This is a genomic window from Aeromonas sp. R6-2, from assembly GCF_040908155.1.
Lineage (GTDB): Bacteria > Pseudomonadota > Gammaproteobacteria > Enterobacterales > Aeromonadaceae > Aeromonas > Aeromonas schubertii.
Window position 1 is genome coordinate 1 of the sequence record NZ_JBFODE010000037.1, and the last position, 18,908, is coordinate 18,908.

An 18,908-nucleotide genomic window follows, 5' to 3' on the forward strand; every position below is an offset into this window, starting at 1 on the left:
CGCAGCCGCATCGAGAGGCTCGTCGTAGGCAAGGAGCTCGACCGAGCTCCTCCTGATGGGGGGCGTCACCCGGCTTGGTCACAGGGTGCCAGATAGTACCAGAGCCAGGGGTTGGCGAAGGGATCGGCTCCCCAGTTGTCGGCGAGAGCCATGAAGCGATAGCCCTGATAGGTGACCTCGCTGCCGCTGCGGTAGAAGCTGTAGGGGCTCCACTGGGGCAGCTGGTTGCAGCCCTGTTGTGCCTCCTCCTGGGTGGCCAGCAGATAGGTGCTGCTGTGGTTGGCGCGGCCGCGCACCATCAGATAGAGGGTCTGTCCCTCAACCCCTTCGAAACCACAGGCCTCGTCATTGCCCTGATTGGCCGAGCGGCAGTCATAGCGACTGGTCGAGGGGGCCTGATCCAGGGCCGCGTAGAGATCCACCTCGCCGCTGCCGCCATAGGTCTGCAGCCAGATCATGCCGGCGCCGGTGACGGGAATGCGAAAGTGTCGCTCCTCACCCTGGGCGAGGGAGAGGGGGAGTGGGCGGTCAGCCTCGAGATCCCGGGGCGGCTGGGGTTCGGGGGTGGGCTCTGGCCGGGGATCGCCCCCCTGGCATTGGCTGGTCTGCACGCCGACCTGGGCGAAGGCGTTGGCCACGTCCCCGGTCGGGTAGCCAAGCTTGGCTGCTGCCTTGCATACTCCGTCGGCTCCCTGCTGAAAGTCGGTGGCCGGTCCCCAGTAGAGCCGGTTGGCGGTGGCATAGGCGGTAAAGGCCTTGCGAATATCCCACCCCTGAGTGGTGGCCAGGTGATAGAAGGCCTTGTTGAAGACCCCCGAGCTGTGGTGTACATCCATGCCGGGGTAGTAGCGACTGGCGTGATCGATGGAGGCGCCGTCCCGGCTCGGCTGGATAAAATAGCGCATCGCCTCGGCTTGCTTCATGACGTGCTCACCCATCTTCCAGTTGAAGCTGCCATGGACATATTGCCCCAGGGCGGCGGCCGATACGTCGGAGAAGGATTCGTTGATCCCCCCCGACATGCCCCTGTACTCCAGCCCCGAGTTCTGCTCGGTGAAGCCGTGGCTCACCTCGTGGGCGATCACATCCCAGGTGGCGAGAGGATACATGTAGGCGTTGCCATCGCCGAAGGTCATCTGCCGCCCGTCCCAAAAGGCGTTGCCGTACTGATAGCCGTAGTGCACCCGCATCACCAGCTGTTGGCGCAGGGGGTTGACCCCCAGCCACTCCCGGTAGAGATCGAACACCTTCTGCCCGAAGTAGTGGGCGTCGTTGAGGGGGGAGTAGGCGCCATTGACCGGCCTGGCACTGTTGACGGGACAGCTGAAACGATGGACCTGGCCGCCATACTGCTGATGACCCATATCGATGGTGCGTACCTGGGGAGTCTCCATGCGGCAATCCGGGCTCACCGTCATGGGGCCATAGCTGCTGCCCGGGCTGAAGTCATAGCGCCCGCTCTTCTGGTTACCGCCATAGCCTCTGGCCTCCTGGCGGGTGAGCCCCTCCCATCGATCCAGCACCTCGCCACTGTGGGCGTCGATCAGGGTGAAGGGGCGGGCCAGCCCATCGCCGCTCGGATAGAGGAAATCGACCAGATAGGCCAGACGTGCCTTCTGCTCCCCATCGAGGGTGATCAGGAGGCGGACGTTGGCGGCATCGCCGCCGGCGACACCCTGCTCGGCCTCGGCGATGTCGATGGCCTCTCGCTCACCGAGGGTGGGGGTGGTCGAGTCGATATCCTCGCCGATGGCGGTGACCACCTTCCCTTCCCGCGCCAGCAGCACCCCCTTGCCCGAGCCCTGAACGATGGAGTGGCCGTAGACGGGGATCCCTTGATAGAGCTGCTGCTGCCGGCTCCAGGTCTGGTCGCCGATGGTGAGCCTCTGCTCCTCGCGAAAGGCGAGGGAATCCTTGCCCGTTGGGGCAGCGAAGGGGGTGATAGCCAGGTCGGCGATGTCGATCAGGTCGGCCGCCATCGAGGGGAGTGACAGCAGCAGGACGCCGCAGGGGAAATATTTCATGACCGGTTCCTTATGGTTTGGCACGCATATCCACAGGCAGGAAGGGCCTGCGATGTCGTGGCCGGAATAGACGATACTGGAAACAGAGCGGGTTGCTTATCGGTGACCGACAGCCATATCCCCGCACCTGGTAAAGGGTATTGCCATCGTGAGGCGTGGTAAGTTGAAAGGTGTGTCAATTGACATCGGTAACCCCATGAAATAACAGGGATTGATGAATTGGTGATTAGCTGTTTCTTATATGAACTTACTGCTTTTATTGTTATTTTTTTGCGCTCTGCTCCAGCCCCCTTCGGGCTTGGTTTATTCCCTTTTTATTATTCCTGTGGCATCAGGTCTGACCATTGAGGTGGAGGCGGTTTAATGGTTCGTTTGTCATTATCTCTCTTTCACCCATCTTGATAGTTCCGCTCTAAAAGGCTTGTATTTTCGCCGGTAATATGGGGCGGTGAATGGAAGCCCTCTTTTGGTGGTGGCCTGCGGCAACCGCTATTGGCCAACGCCGCGAAGAGGCCGCTGCGCAGGGCGGTGACGCCCATCGCTTTCTAGGTGGCACCGTCATGTTAAGTTGAGCGGGAGCCCGCGGGCGAGCTGCTTGGGAGATGGCGATGGCGCACTACCTGTATCGACTCACACCGGCCCGGGGCGATCTGTTGGTCACAGGCCCAACCCCGACTGAGGCGGCCCATATCGCCGCCCACTTTACCTATCTGGAGGCGTTGAGCCGGCGCGGTGTGGTACGGCTGGCTGGCCGGACACTGGACGAGGGGCCCGACACCTTCGGCCTGGTGATCTTCGAGGCTGTCGATGAGCCAGCCGCCAGGGCCGTGATGGAGGGAGACCCGGCTGTGGTGCAGGGTGTGATGCTGGCGCGTCTGTGGCCGTTTCGCATCGCCTTGCCATAAGCGACCCCGTGCGGGAAGAGGCGCCCGTCACCACACATACCTTTTTCATCGCTCGGTTCCTTAACGGGTTTATCGGGTGATGCACGGCATCACCCTGTGCCATCACGTTACCCAAGCACAGGGGCGGATACTTATACGGATTGGGGAAAAATGACGCGATTTCCCAAAACAGGGAGCCCCCCCTGGTGTCTTTGGGTGTCGAGCGGTGCCTTGTTGGCTCGCCGGGGGCTAGGGTGTCCCTCCCTTTGGCCGGGGCAGCGACCGGCTAAACCAACTCCTCGGCGCTGGCGATAGTCCAGGCGCTGGAATGGGCGCTAAAGCCTAGCTTGGGGTAATATCCGGTGGCCTGGGGGGCGGCAAGCAGGATCAGCTTGCACCCCTGATGCAGCGCCTCGAGGGTGTGGCGGATCAGCGCCTTGCCGATGCCTCTTGCCTGCATCTCATCGGCGACCGCCAGATCCGACAGGTAGCAGCAGTAGTGAAAGTCCGTCACCGAGCGGGCCACCCCCACCAGCTCTTCTCCCGACCAGGCGGTGATCAGCAGGTCGGCGTGCTCCAGCATGCCGGCTATGGTGGCCGCATTCTCGATAGGGCGCCTGGCCCCCAGGCTGGTGCGTTTGAGCAAGGCGACAAACTGCTCGGCCGTGACGGGGTGGTTGATACGGTAGTCAATATCCATGATGTGGGCTCATCCGTGATGGGGTAACAGAGGGGTGATATGCCCACTCTTTGCACCAAAAGGCAAGAGGGAGGCCGCGCCGCTAAGGGGCGAAGAGTGGAGCCCCCTTCAATCCGCCGAGGGGAGGGTACTGTGTCAGAAGCGCTCAGTAGCGGCTTCGATGCATCAAGTCTTAGCAAGGGCATCAGCGGGGCAGGGTATTGGCTCCCCCTTCAATCCGCCGAGGGGAGGGCGCAAGGTCAGGGACGATCAGTGGCTACATCAATGCATCCCGTATCGGTAAGAGTATCCGTGGGGCAGGGTATTGGTTCCCCCTCTGATTCGCCGAGTTGAAGCCATCAGGCCAGGTCGCGAGACAGGGATGTCGAGCGAGGGGCGGCGGTCCAAGGATGGACCGTCGGCGCGTGCCGTCGGCCTGATGGCTGAGGCGAGGGTACTCGACGAAGGAGAGCGAATCAGCGGGGGTGGCCTTTCTTTTGGTGACTTTTCTTTGGCTACGCAAAGAAAAGTCACTCGCCACAGCCCGCAGGGCGGGCGAAACCCTTTCGAGGGCAGCGCCCTCGCATGCAGGGTGCCCGTCGTAGGCAAGGAGCTCGACCGAGCTCCTCCTGGTGGGCGGGCGAACCCCCCATGCGGCGCAGCCGCATCAAAGGGCATGCCACAGGCAAGGAGCTTGGCCGAGCGCCTCCCGTGTTCGGCGTAGCCGCAAATGCCCAAGGCGCAGAAATAAAAAGGCGCGGTCGATACCGCGCCTCCTGGGTCAAGGCGTCGTTCAGGCGCCACTCTTTCTCGGGTTGAGGGAGAGGATCCGGGTCTTGCTGACCTTGTGGCGGTAGATCTCGCGCAGATAGAGGACCGCCTTCTTGACGCATTCGCGGCTGAGGCGAATGTCGTTGATGGAGACATACTTCTCCTTCTCGCGAATCAGCTCCCGGTACTTCTTCTCGTACATGGGCTTGATGGCGTACCAGTTGGTGTCGAGGATCTTGGCCGGGTTCTCGAACTCGTTGAGCATGTCGTCCAGCGCTTCGGCATCCCACTGGTCATCCTGGATCAGATCGAGGATCGCCTTGTCGAGGTGATCGTCGAAGCGGTAGTGATCCCGGGCGAAGCAGCGCTTGATAAAGGCGACGATCAGGGTAAGGAAGTCATCGCTCAGGCAGGGGCTCTTGACGATCAGGGTGGTCAGGGAGATGTTGGCCGAGGCACCGATCACCAGGGCGTAGCGCTTGAGGGTGGTGTTGGGGAAGAGCCCGTTGAGATGAGACTTGAGCCGGTTGAGATCCACGTAGGAGAGCTTGTACTCCTTGGGCAGGGAGATGATCGAGACGATGGAGGAGCAGTTCTTGAAGAAGTGCAGATCGTTGAGGCGGGTCGGGTTGTGACCGCTTTGCACATAGTCGTCCAGATACTCCTGATAGTGCTCCGCCTCGATGGGGAGCAGGCTGATCCCCTCGATGGCCTGGGTGGTCTTGTTGAAGTGGGGCAGCTGGATGGAGCGGGTGAAGAGATCGTCCACGTTCAGCCCCCCCTCCCGGTCGAACAGCCCCTCCTCGGGGGAGACCGACTCCGCATAGGCGACGGCGACCGGCCCGGCCAGGCTCATGAAGAGGTCGTTGGCATCGAGGCGGATGGTCTCGCTGATGTCGATGCCGGCGCGGCGGAAATAGTTCTCGTCGTAGTCGGTGGTGACGGCCTGGGCGGTCAATATGTTGAAGATCTGCTGGGAGATGTACTGGTTGGCGTACTTCTCCATGGTGTTGACGTCTACATGCTGGATATCCCCGTCGTCGCTCTGCTCGGCGTAGCGCATGATGTCGTTGGAGATGAGCATCATGGCGTTCCAGGGGCGGATCCGCTGCAGCATGGTGGTATCTCCCGACACCTCGTTGTCGAAGTGATAGGAGAAGTCCCACTCCTCGGAGAGGTATTTGCACAGCAGGCGCCCGGCGTTGATATGCAGTGCTTCGGAGATCTCGATGCCCCGATCGCAGATGTTGGGCAGGATGCAGATCCCGCTGGTGAAGATGGGGTCGAACATGAAGTGTTCCCCGAGGGAGAGGGGCTCTTGCTCCTCTGACGGGGGGGAGAAGGTCTTGCTCATGTAGGAGTACTGCTGGGCCAGCCCGAACTCGGAGGCCATGCCCGAGCCGGTGCCACCGCCGGCGCTGAAGATGTAGAAGTAGAGACGAGACTGGTTGGCCTTGATGCCGCACGAATCCACCAGATAGGTGTGGATGGCCTGCCACTGGGAGTTGGAGAAGTAGTGGGGGCTCTTGTTGAGGATGATCTTGGCCAGGTACTGACCGAGGATGGGGGCGTTACCGGCGCCCCCCGCATGGATCTCGGAGAGATCCATGACCCGCATCTTGGCGTAATCACGCAGAAACCCCCCCTCACCCCCGCGGTTGGAGTGGCGAATTCGACCGTCGATGTCCTTGTCGAGGTCTCCCAGCATCACCATGGGCTCGATCAGAAAGACGGGGCGGGCGCCGTGATGGGGCAGGCGCAGGTTGCGACGGATCCAGCGCACCGGGCCAAACTCCTTCTCTCGCTTGCGCTGCTCTTCGCTATTGAACTCGTTGAGGTAGAAGCTGCGCGCGTTGTAGACCAGAGAGGCCACATCCTGGGCTATGTTGGAGCCGCATCGCCCCAGGCCGACCAGGCAGACAGAAGGGAAACTGTGAGGGGGTTGAGAGGTCTCTTCAGCGCCCCCCGGTACGGTGGGAAAGACCGCCTGGCGAAGCTGTTCGAGGTTATCGAGAATGCGGGCGAGATCCCCTTCCGTGTAGTAGAGATAGCGGTTACCGGTCGGGGCCGGCTCGACCATGCCTTCGCCGGGCAGGTGATCGGTGTGCTCTGTCATGAATTGGCGTCCTCTGCATCTGGGAGTGCATATAAATCAGCAACTTTGCGCTGCCTGTTAACCTTAGTCGAAGAATCGGGAGGACGTCGGTCCGACTCGTGACTGATCCCCAAATGCAAACGGCGACCCAGGGGTCGCCGTCATCTGCCACGCCGTTTATTTGGCCAGCATCATCATCATGCCCGGCAGGGCGAAGAAGAGTCCCAGCACATAGCCCATGGCCAGCAGCTTGTTCTCGCTGCCCACCTCGGCCAGCTTCTCGGCGGCACGCACCGGCAGGTCGCGCAGGAAGGGCAAGCCATAGATAAAGAGGACGCCGAAGATGTTGAACAGCACGTGCACCAGGGCCACGGTCAGGGCCAGGTGAGCACCCTCACCCGTGATGGCGGTCGCCGCCAGCAGGGCCGTGATGGTGGTGCCGATATTGGCGCCCAGGGTGAAGGGGTAGAGCTGGCGGGTGGTGAAGACACCGCCGCCGGCCAGGGGGATCATCAGGCTGGTGGTGGTGGAGGAGGATTGCACCATGATGGTCACCAGGGCTCCGGAGGTGATACCGGCGATCGGGCCACGGCCCAGCGCCTTGTGCAGCAGCTCCTTGGCGCGGCCCACCAGCACGGAGCGCAATACCTTACCGAGCCAGGTGACGCAGCCGAGGATCAGCAGAATACCGATGGCGATGGTGGCCAGGGCCGGGCCCTTGCCGGGCAGGAAGGCGGTGATCCCGTCGATAAGATCCATGGCCGGTGCGGTCAGGGGCTTCATAAAGTCCATCCCCTTCATGGAGAGGTTGCTGCTGCCCACCAGCAGGTTGGCGAGGGCCTCTGCGCTGTGGGAGAGCAGGCCGAAGGCGAGCTCCAGGGGCAGGAAGATGGCTACGGCCATCAGGTTGAAGAAGTCGTGCACGGTCGCGGCGGCGAAGGCACGGCGAAACTCCTCGCGGTTGCGCACATGGCCCATGGAGACGATGGTGTTGGTGATGGTGGTGCCGAGGTTGGCACCCAGCACCATGGGGATGGCCATGGCCATGGGCAGGCCACCGGCGACCAGGCCGACGATGACCGAGGTGACCGTGCTGGACGATTGCACCAGGGCGGTGGCCAGGATACCGAGCAGCAGGGCCACGAAGGGGTTGCTGGCGAAGGCGAAGATCTGGGCGGCCCCTTCGGCGCCACCGGAGAAGCCCTTGAAGCCGTGGGAGACGGCGGCGACGGCGACCAGGATGAGATAGACCAGGGCAATGACGCTGGCCCAGTTGAGCAGTTGGCCGTAAGAACGGTGCTGGACTTGGGACTGGGTGTGTTCGCTGTGCATTGAAGCCTCTTGGGACGGTCGGGCCGTCGGGTAGCTGAAGTCGGGCGCATTACAGCAGGGGTTTATGACGCTTTTATTACACTTTGACGTTTTGATGATGGTTCGATGACATTTTCTGGCGGCTCGACGGGGCCCCGGCTCATCCATCACGCCGGCGGGATTGCATCCTGTCATCGCCCCCTCTAGGCTGGCGGTTTTCCTACCCTGATGGAGTCTCGCGATGCGATACCTGATGATCCCTCTGTTGCTGGTGATGGGCACTGCCCAGGCGAATCTGCTCAAGCCCGACTGTACCCTGGAGAAGGTGGCCAAAAATGGGGCGATGAATGCTGCCGTCGGGGTGAAAGGTCGCTGTGATGCAGAGGACCTGGTCGAGCAGAAGAGTGAGCAGGCCAGGAAAGAGGTGAAGGCGGTCAAGGAGGGGGCCGGGGACAAGATAGAGGCGGGGCACGAGAAGCTGGAGAAGGTCACCGACAAACCGCTTCGCTCGGCCGAAGAGGCCCTGACTCGGCAGTGAAGAGAGGGGGCTGGCACCCCCTCTCATGACAGGGCGGCATGCGAAGTGACTCACTCTGCGAGCCGCGGCTTGCCCTGTCAGAAGTGATAGCGGTCTACTCCTGCCTCAATCCAGGATTTGAGCGAGCCGGGCTCCTCCTGAATCGCCGAGATGGCCTCCTTTGTGTGAGGAGTGCCGCTTGCATCGAGGGCTAAACCCATCACCTTGCCATCCTCCAGTTTCAGGTGGTAACCCAGTGGCACCTCCATCGTCAACCCGTTGCAATCGAACTCTTCACAGACCCGGGTGATCTTGACCACTTTGCGTGTGAGTGCTCCATCGTTGAAAAAGAGATAATCGACTGGCTGCCCGTCGAGCAGCTTGGTGATGTGGCGTACGGAGTCGGCGGTAAAAATAATCATGATAACTAGCCTGTATCTAACAAAAACGGGTCGGCCGAACCGGGGATCGGAAGCGGGGACCTGGGGGTGAACATGTTGCGAGATGGTAATTAATCGGAGACTGAGGTGTCGCCGTTGTGTGCATTTTTGTGGGTAAATGAGAAAGGTTCTGTTCAGGTCCTTTTTTCATCCCTGCTGATGTCTCCAGTGTGCAACTCGGATTGCCTGTACGAGACGCCATCATCCCCGGGGGCCGGAAGAGGACAAGATAGCCGTTTATTGGACACCGGGATGTCACCGGGCATCGTCTTTTTATGAAAAAGAGGCCGCTGCCGATATCGAGCCGTGTTGGAAAGGATCGGGGATGCCAGAGGGCGCAATGAAAACGGCGACCAGAGGGTCGCCGTTGTTATCAGAGGGAGTCCCTTAGCGGGCATCCAGCTCTTCGTACTGACGAAACGGGACACGAAACACGGCCAGACGCAGGAACAGGTAGGTGGCGCCGATACCAGCCCAGATGAGGCCCAGTTCGAGTGAGCTCTGCTCCAGATTGATCCACAGGGCCCCGATGGTGGCGGCGCCCAGCAGCGGCAGCAGCAGATAGAGCAGGTGATCTTTCAAGCTCTTGTTACGCTTCTCGCGCACCCAGAACTGACCGATCACCGAGAGGTTGACGAAGGTGAAGGCCACCAGGGCACCGAAGTTCACCAGCGCCAGCGCCATGTCCAGATCGAACGACACGGCGGAGAGGGCCAGGGCGCCCACCATCAGCACGTTGATGGCCGGGGTGCGGTATTTGGGGTGGATGTAGCCGAATACCCGCTCCGGGATCATGCGATCGCGCCCCATCACATAGAGGATGCGCGACACGCCGGCGTGGGCGGCCATGCCGGAGGCCAGCACGGCTACCGTGGTGCACACCAGTACCACGCTCTGGAACAGGGTGCCGCCCACGTAGAGGGCGATCTCCGGCAGCACGGCGTCCGGCTCCCTGAAGCGGGCCAGATCCGGGAAATAGAGCTGCAGACAGTAGGAGACCACCACGAAGATGACGCCGCCGATGAGGGCGGTCAGTACGATCGCCTTGGGAATCACCTTGCCGGCATTGGGGGTCTCTTCACTAAGAGAGCTCAGGCCGTCGAAGCCGAGGAAGGAGAAGCAGAGGATGGTGGCACCGGTAAAGAGCGGCACCATGCCGGCCGACTCAAAGTGGAACGGCCGGCTGCTCACCAGGGTGGCGGCCCCTTCGCCGTGATAAATGCCCCAGCCCATCAGGCCGATAAAGACGGTGATGATGGCCAGCTGGATGAGGACGATGGCGCCGTTGAAGTTGGCCACCAGGTTGATGCCGCGCAGGTTGAGGAAGGTCATCACGGTCACCAGAGCGAAGATGAAGACCCAGGGCTCGATCCCCGGAAACAGGGCGCTTAGATAGATCTTGGCCAGCAGGATGTTGATCATCGGCATGAACATATAGTCGAGCAGGGAAGACCAGCCGACCATGAAGCCGATGTAGGGGTTGAACACCTTCTGGGCGTAGGTATAGGCAGAGCCTGCGGAGGGGAACTTGCGCACCAGGTGGCCGTAGCTGAAGGCGGTGAGCAGGATGCCGCCCAGCGCCAGCAGGTAGGCGGTGGCGACGCGACCGTCGGTGATCTCGCCGACGATGGCAAAGGTATCGAACACGGCCATGGGGGTCAGATAGGCCAGACCCATGACGATCACCTGGACCAGGGTCAGGGTCTTGAGCAGCTTGGCGCCTTGTGCAGCCATTATCGGGTCTCCTCCGTGCTCTCTCCCGTCAGGGAGATGAATCGGGTGCGGCAGGGGGCCGCCTGGAGATCGTGAGCGCCGGGGAGGCGCAGGCCGGCACATTCCGGCACAAAAGCAGTAAAACGCCCCATTTATTCCTCATCTACAACGAGAGATTGCAGCCAATCTCGGTATCACTTCCGGAACGGTTCCGGCCTCTTGGGTGGTGGTCTTGGTCCCATAAAAGAAAGAACCGATGCCGGTTGGGCATCGGTCCTTCGATGGGGGGCGTATTGTGCATTCGCAGGGGTGGGCAGACAAGCAAAAATGGGCGCCAGATCGCATTTTTCCGCCCCTCCCGGGAGGGGGAAACGAACAAGGAGCCCGCAGGCTCCTTGTGGTCGATTTATTGCACTGCCTCGGCCTCTTCGCGCGCCCGGAACGGGATGCGGAATACCGCCAGCCGCAGGAACAGATAGATAACGCCGAGGGCGGCCCAGATCAGCCCGAGCTCGAAGGAGGCGGGCTCCAGATTGAGCCAGAGCACCCCGATACAGGCCGCACCGCACAGGGGCAGCAGCAGGTAGGTCAGATGGTCTTTCAGCGTCTTGTTGCGACCCAGCTTCACATAGAAGTGGGCAATCACCGCCAGGTTGACGAAGGTGAAGGCCACCAGGGCGCCGAAGTTGATCAGGGCCAGGGCGATCTCCAGGTCAAAGGAGACGGCGGAGAGGGCCAGCACGCCCACCAGCAGCACGTTGCAGGCCGGGGTCTGCCACTTGGGATGGACATAAGAGAAGAAGCGGCGCGGCAGGGCGCGATCACGCCCCATCACATAGAGCAGGCGGGAGACGCCCGCATGGGAGGCGAGCCCGGAGGCGAGCACTGCCACCGTGGTGCAGACCAGTACCACGGCCTGGAAGAAGGTACCACCCACGTAGAGGGCGATCTCCGGCAGCACCGCATCCGGATGCTGGAAGCGGGAGATGTCCGGGAAGAAGAGCTGCAGGAAGTAGGAGGTGGAGACAAACAGCACGCCGCCGATCAGCGCGGTGAGCACGATGGCGCGCGGGATCACCCGATCCGCATCCGGGGTCTCTTCCGAGAGGGTGCTGATGGCATCAAAGCCAAGAAACGACAGGCAGAGGATGGAGGCGCCGGTCAGCAGCGGGCTGATGTGCATCTGCTCGGAGAAGAAGGGGCGGCTGCTGGCCAGGGTGCCGAGCCCTTCGCCGTTATAGACACCCCAGGCGATAAGAGCGATGAAGACGGCGATGATGCTGAACTGCATCATGACGATCAGGCTGTTGAAGTTGGCCACCAGCTTGATGCCGCGCAGGTTGAGGGCGGTCATCACGGCGGCCAGGCCGAAGATATAGGTCCAGGGCTCCACGTTCGGGAACAGGGCCTCCAGATAGATCTTGGCCAGCAACATGTTGATCATGGGCATGAACATGTAGTCGAGCAGGGAGACCCAGCCCACCAGAAAGCCCACATAGGGGTGAAACACCTTCTGGGCATAGGTGTAGGCGGAGCCTGCCGACGGAAACTTGCGCACCAGATGGCCATAGCTCAGGGCGGTGAAGAGCATGCCGATCAGGGCAAACAGATAGGCAGTGGGAACGTGCCCTTCGGTGATCTCGGTGACGATGCCGAAGGTATCGAAGACGGCCATGGGAGTCAGATAGGCGAGGCCCATGATCACCACGTGCCACAGCTTGAGGGTCTTCTTCAGACCGACCGGTTGGGTCGCCATCATGCTTTCTCCTCGCAAAGGTTCCGGGCAGAACCTTTCACAAACATACCCGGGAAGCGGATCCCGGCATCGGGGGCGCCAGGATGGCGCAAACCGGCGTGGGCCGGCAGGAAAGCAATGATATTCCCCATGATGTTCCTCACTAAACAGCGGGTGTCGTGAGATTGCTGCCAATCTCGCTATCTTTTCCGGTTGATGCCGGCCTCGTTATGGATTTGTGTACCGCAAAAAAAGAACCGGTGTACGACTCGACACCGGCTCTTTCTGCGGTGGCGCATTGTGCATTCGTGATGCCCCCTTGACAAGCACAAAAGGGGGCGAAAATGCATTTTTTTGCAGTGGTAAGCGGTCACTTTCACGCTGGTCAGGCCAGCGCGGCCTCCAGGGATTGCTCCAGGATGGCCAGCCCCTCTTCCAGCAGTGCGACAGGGGCCGTCAGGGGGGCCAGGAAACGGATAACATTCGCGCGAACCCCGCATGAGAGCAGGATAAGACCGCGCTTGCCCGCCTCGGCCACCAGGCGCTTGGTGAGATCGGGATCCGGCTGGCCGGCATCCCCGTTTTTCACCAGCTCCATGGCCACCATGGCGCCGGGGCCACGAATTTGACCTATGCAGTCAAAACGCTCGCCTATGCGATGCAGCCGGCTCTTGATCAGCTCGCCCTGGGCCTGGGCCTTCTGGTTGAGCTGCTCTTCCTCGAGCACATCGAGTACCGCCAGGGCGGCGGCGCAGGCGATGGGGGAGCCGGCATAGGTGCCGCCGAGACCGCCCGGCTTGGCGGCGTTCATCACCTCGCTCTTGCCCACCACGGCCGAGAGGGGGAAGCCCCCGGCCAGGCTCTTGGCCAGGGTCATGATGTCCGGCTCTATGCCGCTGTACTCGGTGGCGAAGGTCTTGCCAGTGCGGCAGAAGCCGGTTTGTATTTCGTCGCAAATAAGCAGGATGCCGTGCTGGTCGCAGACCCGGCGCAGGGCCTGCAGGAAGCTTGGAGAGGCGGGGTAGAAGCCCCCTTCACCCTGTACCGGCTCTATGATGATGGCGGCGACCCGGGCCGGCTCGATGTCGGCGGCGAAGAGCCCCTCCAGGGCGGTGAGGGCACTCTCCTCGCTCACCCCCAGATAGTCGGCCGGGAAGGGGAGGTGGTAGACCTCACCGGGGAAGGGGCCAAAGCCCACCTTGTAGGGAACCACCTTGCCGGTGAGGGCCATGCCCATCATGGTGCGACCGTGAAAGCCCCCCTTGAAGGCGATAACGCCGCTGCGTCCGGTGTGGGCGCGGGCTATCTTGATGGCGTTCTCCACCGCCTCGGCCCCGGTCGAGAGAAACAGGGTGCGCTTGGGGGTGGGGCCGGGTACCAGGGCATTGAGCCGCTCGGCAAGCTCGATGTAGCCCGGGTAGGGGGTGACCTGGAAGCAGGTGTGACTGAATTTCTCCAGCTGATCGCGCACCGCGGCGATCACCTTGGGATGGTTGTGGCCCGTGTTGAGCACGGCGATGCCGGAGGCGAAGTCGATATAGCGCTTGCCCTCCACATCCCACAGCTCTGCGTTGCTGGCGCGCTCGATAAAGGCGGGCAGCAGGGTGCTCACGCCCTGAACCACGGCGGCCTCACGGCGGGCCTGCCACTGTTGGTTGCTCGATTGACTCATGATTCCTCCCTGAATGCTCGGGGGCCCTCGCCCCCGGCAGATGTCGTGGTGAATTAGCGGATGCCGCCAAAGCAGAGATATTTGGTCTCAAGGTACTCTTCGAGTCCCTCTGCTGCCCCTTCGCGGCCCAGACCCGACTCCTTGATGCCACCGAAGGGGGCCAGCTCGGTGGAGATGATCCCCTCGTTGATGCCGACCATGCCATATTCGAGGCGCTCGGCCACTCGCCAGACCCGGGCGATGTCACGGCCATAGAAGTAGCAGGCGAGGCCATAGGGGGTGTCGTTGGCCAGGGCGATGGCCTCCTCTTCACTCTCGAAGCACACCACAGGGGCGACCGGACCGAAGATCTCCTCATCCAGGATGGGATTGCCGGGGCGGACGCCGGTCAGCAGGGTCGGGGCATAGAAGAGCGCACCGGCGTCGTGGCGACTCCCCCCGCATACCAGGTGGGCGCCGGCATCCCGGGCCGAGGCGACCAGGCTCTCGACCTTGTTGATGGCGGCCGGGTTGATGAGGGGGCCAATTTGGACCCCGTCGCCCATGCCATCGCCCACCCTGAGGGCGGCGATGGCAGCCTGGAAGCGCTCGATGAACTGATCGTGCACCCCGGACTGAACCAGGATGCGATTGGCGCAGACGCAGGTCTGGCCTGCATTGCGAAACTTGGAGGCGATGGCGCCGGCGACGGCGGCGTCGAGATCGGCATCATCGAAGACGATAAAGGGGGCGTTGCCACCGAGCTCCAGAGAGAGGCGCTTCATGGTGTCGGCGCACTGGCGCATCAGCTGTTTGCCGATGCGGGTGGAGCCGGTGAAGGAGAGCTTGCGCACCAGGGGGTTGGCGGTGAGTTCGCTCCCCACCTCGCTGGCATGGGCCGAGGTGACGATGTTAATGACGCCGGCCGGGATGCCCGCCTGCTCGGCCAGGGCCGCCAGGGCCAGGGCACACAGGGGGGTCTCGGCGGCGGGTTTGATGACGATGGTGCAACCGGCGGCCAGCGCCGGACCCGCCTTGCGGGTGATCATGGCGATGGGGAAGTTCCAGGGGGTGATGGCGGCGACCACCCCGACCGGTTGCTTGATGGTAGCCAGGCGGCGATCCGCGCTAAAGCCCGGTATGGTGCGGCCATAGGCGCGCTTGGCCTCTTCGGCAAACCACTGGATGAAGCTGGCCCCGTAGGCCACCTCACCGCGTGCCTCGGCCAGGGGTTTGCCCTGCTCGCAGGTCATGATGCGGGCCAGCTCTTCGCCGTTCTCTGTGATGGCCTGGAACCAGGCTTGCAGTCGGTTGCCCCGCTCCTTGGCGGTGAGGGCCGCCCAGGGTCCCTGGGCCCGGTGGGCCGCCTCGATGGCGCGGCGGGTATCCTCACCGTTCATATCGGGCACCTGGGTGATGACGGCGCCGCTGGCGGGGTTGAGAACATCCAGAGTGCGGCCGCTGGCGGCCGGGCACCAGTGGCCATCCAGATAGGCCTGGGACTTGATGAGGGTATGCTGCATGGTGGGAAACCTCAGGTTGTTTTCAAAATCCAGTTGAGCTCGAGTTCGGTGACGTGGCGCTCGAACTGGAGCAGCTCGTCATTTTTGCAGATGTAATAGATGTGGCAGAACTCCTCCCCCAGATAGCGCTTGAGGACATCGCACTCCTCGAAGGCGGTCAGGGCGTCGCTCATGCGGAAGGGGAAGCTGTCGCCCTCGACGATGAGGCCGTTGCCCACCACGGGAGGCGGGGGTTGCAGCCGGTTGTCGAGGCCGTGTTGCAGTGCCGCCAGCACGGTGGCCACCACCAGATAGGGGTTGGCATCGGCGCCGGCCACCCGGTGCTCGATGCGCCTGTCCTGGCGATCGCCGCAGGGGATGCGCAGGGCCACGGTGCGGTTGTTGTGACCCCAGGAGGCGTGCAGGGGCACATACATGCCGGGCTGGAAACGGCGGTAGGAGTTGACGTTGGGAGCGAGCAGGGCGATGGAAGAGGGGAGCAGGTCTATCATGCCCGCCACCGCATGGAGCAGCAGGGGCGAGTCGTCCCCCTCGGCGTCGGAGAAGAGGTTGTTGCCCTGTTTGTCGACGATGCTGATATGGATATGCATGCCGCTGCCCGCCTGATCCGGGTAGGGCTTGGCCATAAAGGTGGCCTCCATCTCGTGGCGCTCGGCCACCCCGTGGATGAGGCGCTTGAGGGCCAGGGCCTGATCGCAGGCGGCCAGCACGTCATCGGTATGGCGCAGGTTGATCTCGAACTGACCCGGGGCCGCCTCGGCCACGGCCCCGTCGAGGGGCAGGCCCTGCTGCTCGGCCACCGAGTGAACCTCTTGCAGGAAGTCGTCGAAGTCGTTGAGGTTGTCCACCGAGTAGACCTGGGCACCGATGTCCCGGCGCTGGGTCACCGGTGAGCAGGGGGGTTGGATGCGTCCATCCTCATCCCGCTCCCGGTCGATGAGATAGAACTCCAGCTCCACCGCCACCACCGGGTGAACGCCCTGGGCCTTGAGGGCCTCCCATTGGCGCTTGAGGATGTTGCGCGGCTCGATATTGAGGGCACTCTCGTCGTCGTCGAGCATGGTGAGCAACATCTGCCCGACCCGCTCCGGGTCGCTCGCCGCCGGCATCAGGGTGCCGGGAATGGGGATACAGCGGTGGTCGGGTTCGCCCAGATCCTGACCAAGCCCCGCCTCTTCAACCGTATTGCCGTTGATATCGAGGGCAAACACCGAGACGGGGAAGTAGCAACCCTTCTCGAGCTTTTCCAGGGAACCAATGGGAATGCGCTTGCCGCGGAGTATGCCGTTCAAGTCAGGCAACAACATATCCATATATTGCAGATCGGGGTTTTGCTGGAAGAAGGCGGCCGCCTCTTCCATGAACGGACTTCGCACGCCGTCCCTGGTCGTGTCTGTCATAGATCACCTTCATCGACTGTCAAAAATATTGAGCATGATATGACCTTAAGATGGCGGCAAATGTTTTGCAAGTGTTAAATATATTTGAAATTTTGGGGGGCGCCATGCTAGAAATGAGCCTATTCGGGGGCCTTGAGTGGGTAGTGCTCTGCCAAGGGTGTGCAGAATACTGAACATTCGGCCCGTTGGATATAGCGAACATGGGCCGCAGGTTCGGCCCGCAAGGACAAGGGATATGACCGAACATGTGAAGAGCTTCTACGCCGCCAGTGCCAACCCCCATGCGCCCTGGCCCACCCTGACCGGTGATCAGGAGTGCGATGTCTGTGTGGTGGGCGGAGGCTATACCGGCCTCTCCAGTGCCCTGCACCTGGCCGAGCGGGGTTATCAGGTGGTGCTGCTGGAGGCGGCACGCATCGGCTTTGGGGCCAGCGGCCGCAACGGGGGGCAGATAGTCAACTCCTACAGTCGCGACATCGACACCATAGAGCGCAACTGCCCACCGGAGCAGGCTCGCCTGCTCGGGAACATGTTGTTCGAGGGGGGAGATATCATCCGCGAGCGGATCGAGCGCTATCAGATCCAGTGTGACTTCCGTCAGGGGGGGGTGTTTGCCGCCGATACCGAGAAGCAACTGCACGAGCTCAAGGCCCAGAAGGAGCGTTGGGGGCGTTGGGGCAACGATCAGATGGAGCTGCTCGACAAAGAGGGGATCCGCGATGTGGTTCAGACCGAGCGCTACGTGGGCGGCCTGCTCGACAAGCGGGGAGGCCACATCCATCCCCTCAACCTGGCCCTGGGGGAGGCAGAGGCGATCCGCAGCCTGGGAGGCCGCATCTTCGAACAATCTCCGGTGACCGATATAGTGCCGGGGGAGCGGGTGCTGGTGAAGACCGCGCAGGGGACGGTGAAGGCCCGCTTCGTGGTGGTGGCCGGCAACGCCTACCTGGGCAATCTGGTGCCCGAGCTTGCCGCCAAATCGATGCCGTGTGGCACCCAGGTGGTGGCCACCGAGGTGCTGGGTGAGGAGCGGGCACGCGAGCTGCTGCCTCAAAACTACTGTGTCGAGGATTGTAACTATCTGCTCGACTACTATCGCACCACAGGGGATCACCGTCTCATCTACGGGGGGGGCGTGGTCTATGGGGCACGGGATCCGGCGGATATCGAGCGCCTTATCATGCCCAAGCTGCTCAAGACCTTCCCCCAGTTGGCCGGGGTCAAGGTGGAGTACACCTGGACCGGTAACTTCCTGCTGACCCTGTCGCGCCTGCCCCAGTTTGGCCGCATTGGCAGCAACATCTATTACATGCAGGGTTACAGCGGCCACGGGGTCACCTGCACCCATCTGGCCGGCAAGCTGCTGGCCGAGGCCCTGGCCGGTCAGGCCGAGCGTTTCGATGCCTTCGCCCGCCTGCCCCACTACCCCTTCCCCGGCGGGCGGCTGCTGCGAGTCCCCCTCACCGCCATGGGGGCCGTCTGGTACAGTCTGCGCGACAGCCTGGGGGTCTAATCCCTCAATCATGAAGAAGGCCACCCAGGGGTGGCCTTCCTCTTTTTATACAGGAACGCGGGAATCAGACCCTGACACTGGCGGGAGGGGATACCGGCTCTGTTGCAGGTGTGGTCGAAGCAAGGGCATCGGCGAAGGCCAGCAAGGTACTGAGGGCCTGGTAGAGGGCCACGCCATCCATATCTTTTAGGGCGTGCTGGCTCCAAGCGATAAGATGATTGTCTGGCGACAGGCCGACTCGGGGATGATTGCAATGTTCCGAGAAGAGGTTTCTCTGCAACAGAGTCACCGCTTGTTGCTCATTCTCCAGCGGTTGTACTCGGGCAAACATTGCCAATTGATCCTCACCCAGGGGGGCAAGGTGGATCACCTGCTCACCATCGAGGGTCAGACTGGCTATCCCCGCTTCGGCAATCAGTTCGATCCCGAGTTGCTTACCCAGCGCCTCCAGGGTGGCATTAAATCGTTCGCTCATGTTCGCGTCTCTTTACCTGTGATTTGTGGGAGCAAACTACCGAAAAAGCCCCCCCTCCTTTGTCACTCCCTGTCGTCGTTTTATCGCTTTCCGCCATTTTGTAGCAGGGCTAAAAAAAACCGGCCATGACTGAAAAGAGAGATTTGGAAAGCTTCTTATACTCGCGGCTCGACAACA

16 protein-coding genes are annotated in these 18,908 nt (G+C 62.0%); 3 read left to right on the forward strand and 13 right to left on the reverse strand.

Features of this window, described 5'->3' with window-relative positions; all coding sequences use genetic code 11:
• Positions 1 to 65: 65 nt before the first annotated feature.
• On the reverse strand, positions 66 to 2,024 hold the full coding sequence (locus tag AB5Y48_RS08820; RefSeq protein ID WP_368164232.1) for a M4 family metallopeptidase: 1,959 nt from the start codon (positions 2,022 to 2,024) through the stop codon (positions 66 to 68).
• Between the two features lie 608 nt (positions 2,025 to 2,632).
• On the opposite strand from AB5Y48_RS08820, the gene AB5Y48_RS08825 reads away from it, so the two are divergent.
• Complete coding sequence (locus tag AB5Y48_RS08825; protein ID WP_368164233.1) at positions 2,633 to 2,929, forward strand: YciI family protein; 297 nt, start codon at positions 2,633 to 2,635, stop codon at positions 2,927 to 2,929.
• A gap of 265 nt (positions 2,930 to 3,194) precedes the next feature.
• Here the strand turns inward: AB5Y48_RS08825 and AB5Y48_RS08830 are convergent, their stop codons facing one another.
• The 3 genes from AB5Y48_RS08830 to AB5Y48_RS08840 form a co-directional block, all read right to left on the reverse strand.
• The gene (locus tag AB5Y48_RS08830) at positions 3,195 to 3,608 is read right to left on the reverse strand and encodes a GNAT family N-acetyltransferase (RefSeq protein WP_136613009.1); all 414 of its coding nucleotides are present in this window, start codon (positions 3,606 to 3,608) and stop codon (positions 3,195 to 3,197) included.
• Between the two features lie 772 nt (positions 3,609 to 4,380).
• Entirely contained in the window at positions 4,381 to 6,474 is a 2,094-nt protein-coding gene (locus AB5Y48_RS08835) for a hypothetical protein (protein ID WP_050666020.1), read from the reverse strand.
• Between the two features lie 156 nt (positions 6,475 to 6,630).
• Positions 6,631 to 7,785, reverse strand: coding sequence for a Na/Pi symporter (locus AB5Y48_RS08840; protein WP_050666021.1), 1,155 nt, complete (start codon positions 7,783 to 7,785; stop codon positions 6,631 to 6,633).
• Positions 7,786 to 8,005: 220 nt separating this feature from the next.
• Between AB5Y48_RS08840 and AB5Y48_RS08845 the strand changes: the two genes are divergently transcribed.
• Positions 8,006 to 8,302, forward strand: a complete 297-nt coding sequence (locus tag AB5Y48_RS08845; protein ID WP_136613011.1) for a hypothetical protein — start codon at positions 8,006 to 8,008, stop codon at positions 8,300 to 8,302.
• Positions 8,303 to 8,379: 77 nt separating this feature from the next.
• Here AB5Y48_RS08845 and AB5Y48_RS08850 read toward each other — a convergent pair whose 3' ends face one another.
• The 8 genes from AB5Y48_RS08850 to AB5Y48_RS08885 form a co-directional block, all read right to left on the reverse strand.
• Complete coding sequence (locus tag AB5Y48_RS08850) at positions 8,380 to 8,703, reverse strand: hypothetical protein (RefSeq protein ID WP_368164234.1); 324 nt, start codon at positions 8,701 to 8,703, stop codon at positions 8,380 to 8,382.
• A 16-nt stretch (positions 8,704 to 8,719) separates the two neighbouring features.
• On the reverse strand, positions 8,720 to 9,019 hold the full coding sequence (locus tag AB5Y48_RS08855; RefSeq protein ID WP_368164291.1) for a DUF723 domain-containing protein: 300 nt from the start codon (positions 9,017 to 9,019) through the stop codon (positions 8,720 to 8,722).
• 89 nt (positions 9,020 to 9,108) lie between these two features.
• Positions 9,109 to 10,455 (reverse strand): APC family permease, encoded by a 1,347-nt coding sequence (locus AB5Y48_RS08860; RefSeq protein WP_368164235.1) that lies wholly within the window; start codon positions 10,453 to 10,455, stop codon positions 9,109 to 9,111.
• The gene (locus AB5Y48_RS08865; RefSeq protein WP_263434456.1) at positions 10,455 to 10,586 is read right to left on the reverse strand and encodes a hypothetical protein; all 132 of its coding nucleotides are present in this window, start codon (positions 10,584 to 10,586) and stop codon (positions 10,455 to 10,457) included. The genes AB5Y48_RS08860 and AB5Y48_RS08865 overlap by 1 nt, the downstream gene beginning before the upstream one ends.
• 254 nt (positions 10,587 to 10,840) lie before the next feature.
• A complete protein-coding gene (locus tag AB5Y48_RS08870) occupies positions 10,841 to 12,190 on the reverse strand; it encodes an APC family permease (RefSeq protein WP_050666079.1) in 1,350 nt (449 codons plus the stop codon).
• 364 nt (positions 12,191 to 12,554) lie between these two features.
• On the reverse strand, positions 12,555 to 13,841 hold the full coding sequence (gene gabT / locus AB5Y48_RS08875) for a 4-aminobutyrate--2-oxoglutarate transaminase (protein WP_368164236.1): 1,287 nt from the start codon (positions 13,839 to 13,841) through the stop codon (positions 12,555 to 12,557).
• 53 nt (positions 13,842 to 13,894) lie between these two features.
• Positions 13,895 to 15,343 carry an NAD-dependent succinate-semialdehyde dehydrogenase gene (locus AB5Y48_RS08880; protein ID WP_224159512.1) on the reverse strand — a complete coding sequence of 483 codons (1,449 nt, stop codon included), beginning with the start codon at positions 15,341 to 15,343 and terminating at the stop codon, positions 13,895 to 13,897.
• A gap of 11 nt (positions 15,344 to 15,354) precedes the next feature.
• Positions 15,355 to 16,743 carry a glutamine synthetase family protein gene (locus AB5Y48_RS08885; RefSeq protein ID WP_050666027.1) on the reverse strand — a complete coding sequence of 463 codons (1,389 nt, stop codon included), beginning with the start codon at positions 16,741 to 16,743 and terminating at the stop codon, positions 15,355 to 15,357.
• Positions 16,744 to 16,978: 235 nt separating this feature from the next.
• Between AB5Y48_RS08885 and AB5Y48_RS08890 the strand changes: the two genes are divergently transcribed.
• A complete protein-coding gene (locus AB5Y48_RS08890) occupies positions 16,979 to 18,256 on the forward strand; it encodes an NAD(P)/FAD-dependent oxidoreductase (RefSeq protein WP_368164237.1) in 1,278 nt (425 codons plus the stop codon).
• Positions 18,257 to 18,320: 64 nt separating this feature from the next.
• Here the strand turns inward: AB5Y48_RS08890 and AB5Y48_RS08895 are convergent, their stop codons facing one another.
• A complete protein-coding gene (locus AB5Y48_RS08895) occupies positions 18,321 to 18,731 on the reverse strand; it encodes a CesT family type III secretion system chaperone (RefSeq protein ID WP_050666029.1) in 411 nt (136 codons plus the stop codon).
• Positions 18,732 to 18,908 lie beyond the last annotated feature (177 nt).

Excerpts from the sequence above, each read along its gene's own strand:
- AB5Y48_RS08840 (WP_050666021.1), bottom strand. The coding sequence starts at position 7,785 with ATGCACAGCGAACACACCCAGTCCCAAGTCCAGCACCGTTCTTACGGC.
- AB5Y48_RS08830 (WP_136613009.1), bottom strand. The coding sequence starts at position 3,608 with ATGGATATTGACTACCGTATCAACCACCCCGTCACGGCCGAGCAGTTT.
- AB5Y48_RS08885 (WP_050666027.1), bottom strand. The coding sequence starts at position 16,743 with ATGACAGACACGACCAGGGACGGCGTGCGAAGTCCGTTCATGGAAGAG.
- AB5Y48_RS08850 (WP_368164234.1), bottom strand. The coding sequence starts at position 8,703 with ATGATTATTTTTACCGCCGACTCCGTACGCCACATCACCAAGCTGCTC.
- AB5Y48_RS08835 (WP_050666020.1), bottom strand. The coding sequence starts at position 6,474 with ATGACAGAGCACACCGATCACCTGCCCGGCGAAGGCATGGTCGAGCCG.
- AB5Y48_RS08845 (WP_136613011.1), top strand. The coding sequence starts at position 8,006 with ATGCGATACCTGATGATCCCTCTGTTGCTGGTGATGGGCACTGCCCAG.
- AB5Y48_RS08880 (WP_224159512.1), bottom strand. The coding sequence starts at position 15,343 with ATGCAGCATACCCTCATCAAGTCCCAGGCCTATCTGGATGGCCACTGG.
- AB5Y48_RS08825 (WP_368164233.1), top strand. The coding sequence starts at position 2,633 with ATGGCGCACTACCTGTATCGACTCACACCGGCCCGGGGCGATCTGTTG.
- AB5Y48_RS08890 (WP_368164237.1), top strand. The coding sequence starts at position 16,979 with ATGACCGAACATGTGAAGAGCTTCTACGCCGCCAGTGCCAACCCCCAT.
- AB5Y48_RS08870 (WP_050666079.1), bottom strand. The coding sequence starts at position 12,190 with ATGGCGACCCAACCGGTCGGTCTGAAGAAGACCCTCAAGCTGTGGCAC.
- AB5Y48_RS08860 (WP_368164235.1), bottom strand. The coding sequence starts at position 10,455 with ATGGCTGCACAAGGCGCCAAGCTGCTCAAGACCCTGACCCTGGTCCAG.
- AB5Y48_RS08865 (WP_263434456.1), bottom strand. The coding sequence starts at position 10,586 with ATGGGGCGTTTTACTGCTTTTGTGCCGGAATGTGCCGGCCTGCGCCTC.
- AB5Y48_RS08895 (WP_050666029.1), bottom strand. The coding sequence starts at position 18,731 with ATGAGCGAACGATTTAATGCCACCCTGGAGGCGCTGGGTAAGCAACTC.
- gabT (WP_368164236.1), bottom strand. The coding sequence starts at position 13,841 with ATGAGTCAATCGAGCAACCAACAGTGGCAGGCCCGCCGTGAGGCCGCC.
- AB5Y48_RS08820 (WP_368164232.1), bottom strand. The coding sequence starts at position 2,024 with ATGAAATATTTCCCCTGCGGCGTCCTGCTGCTGTCACTCCCCTCGATG.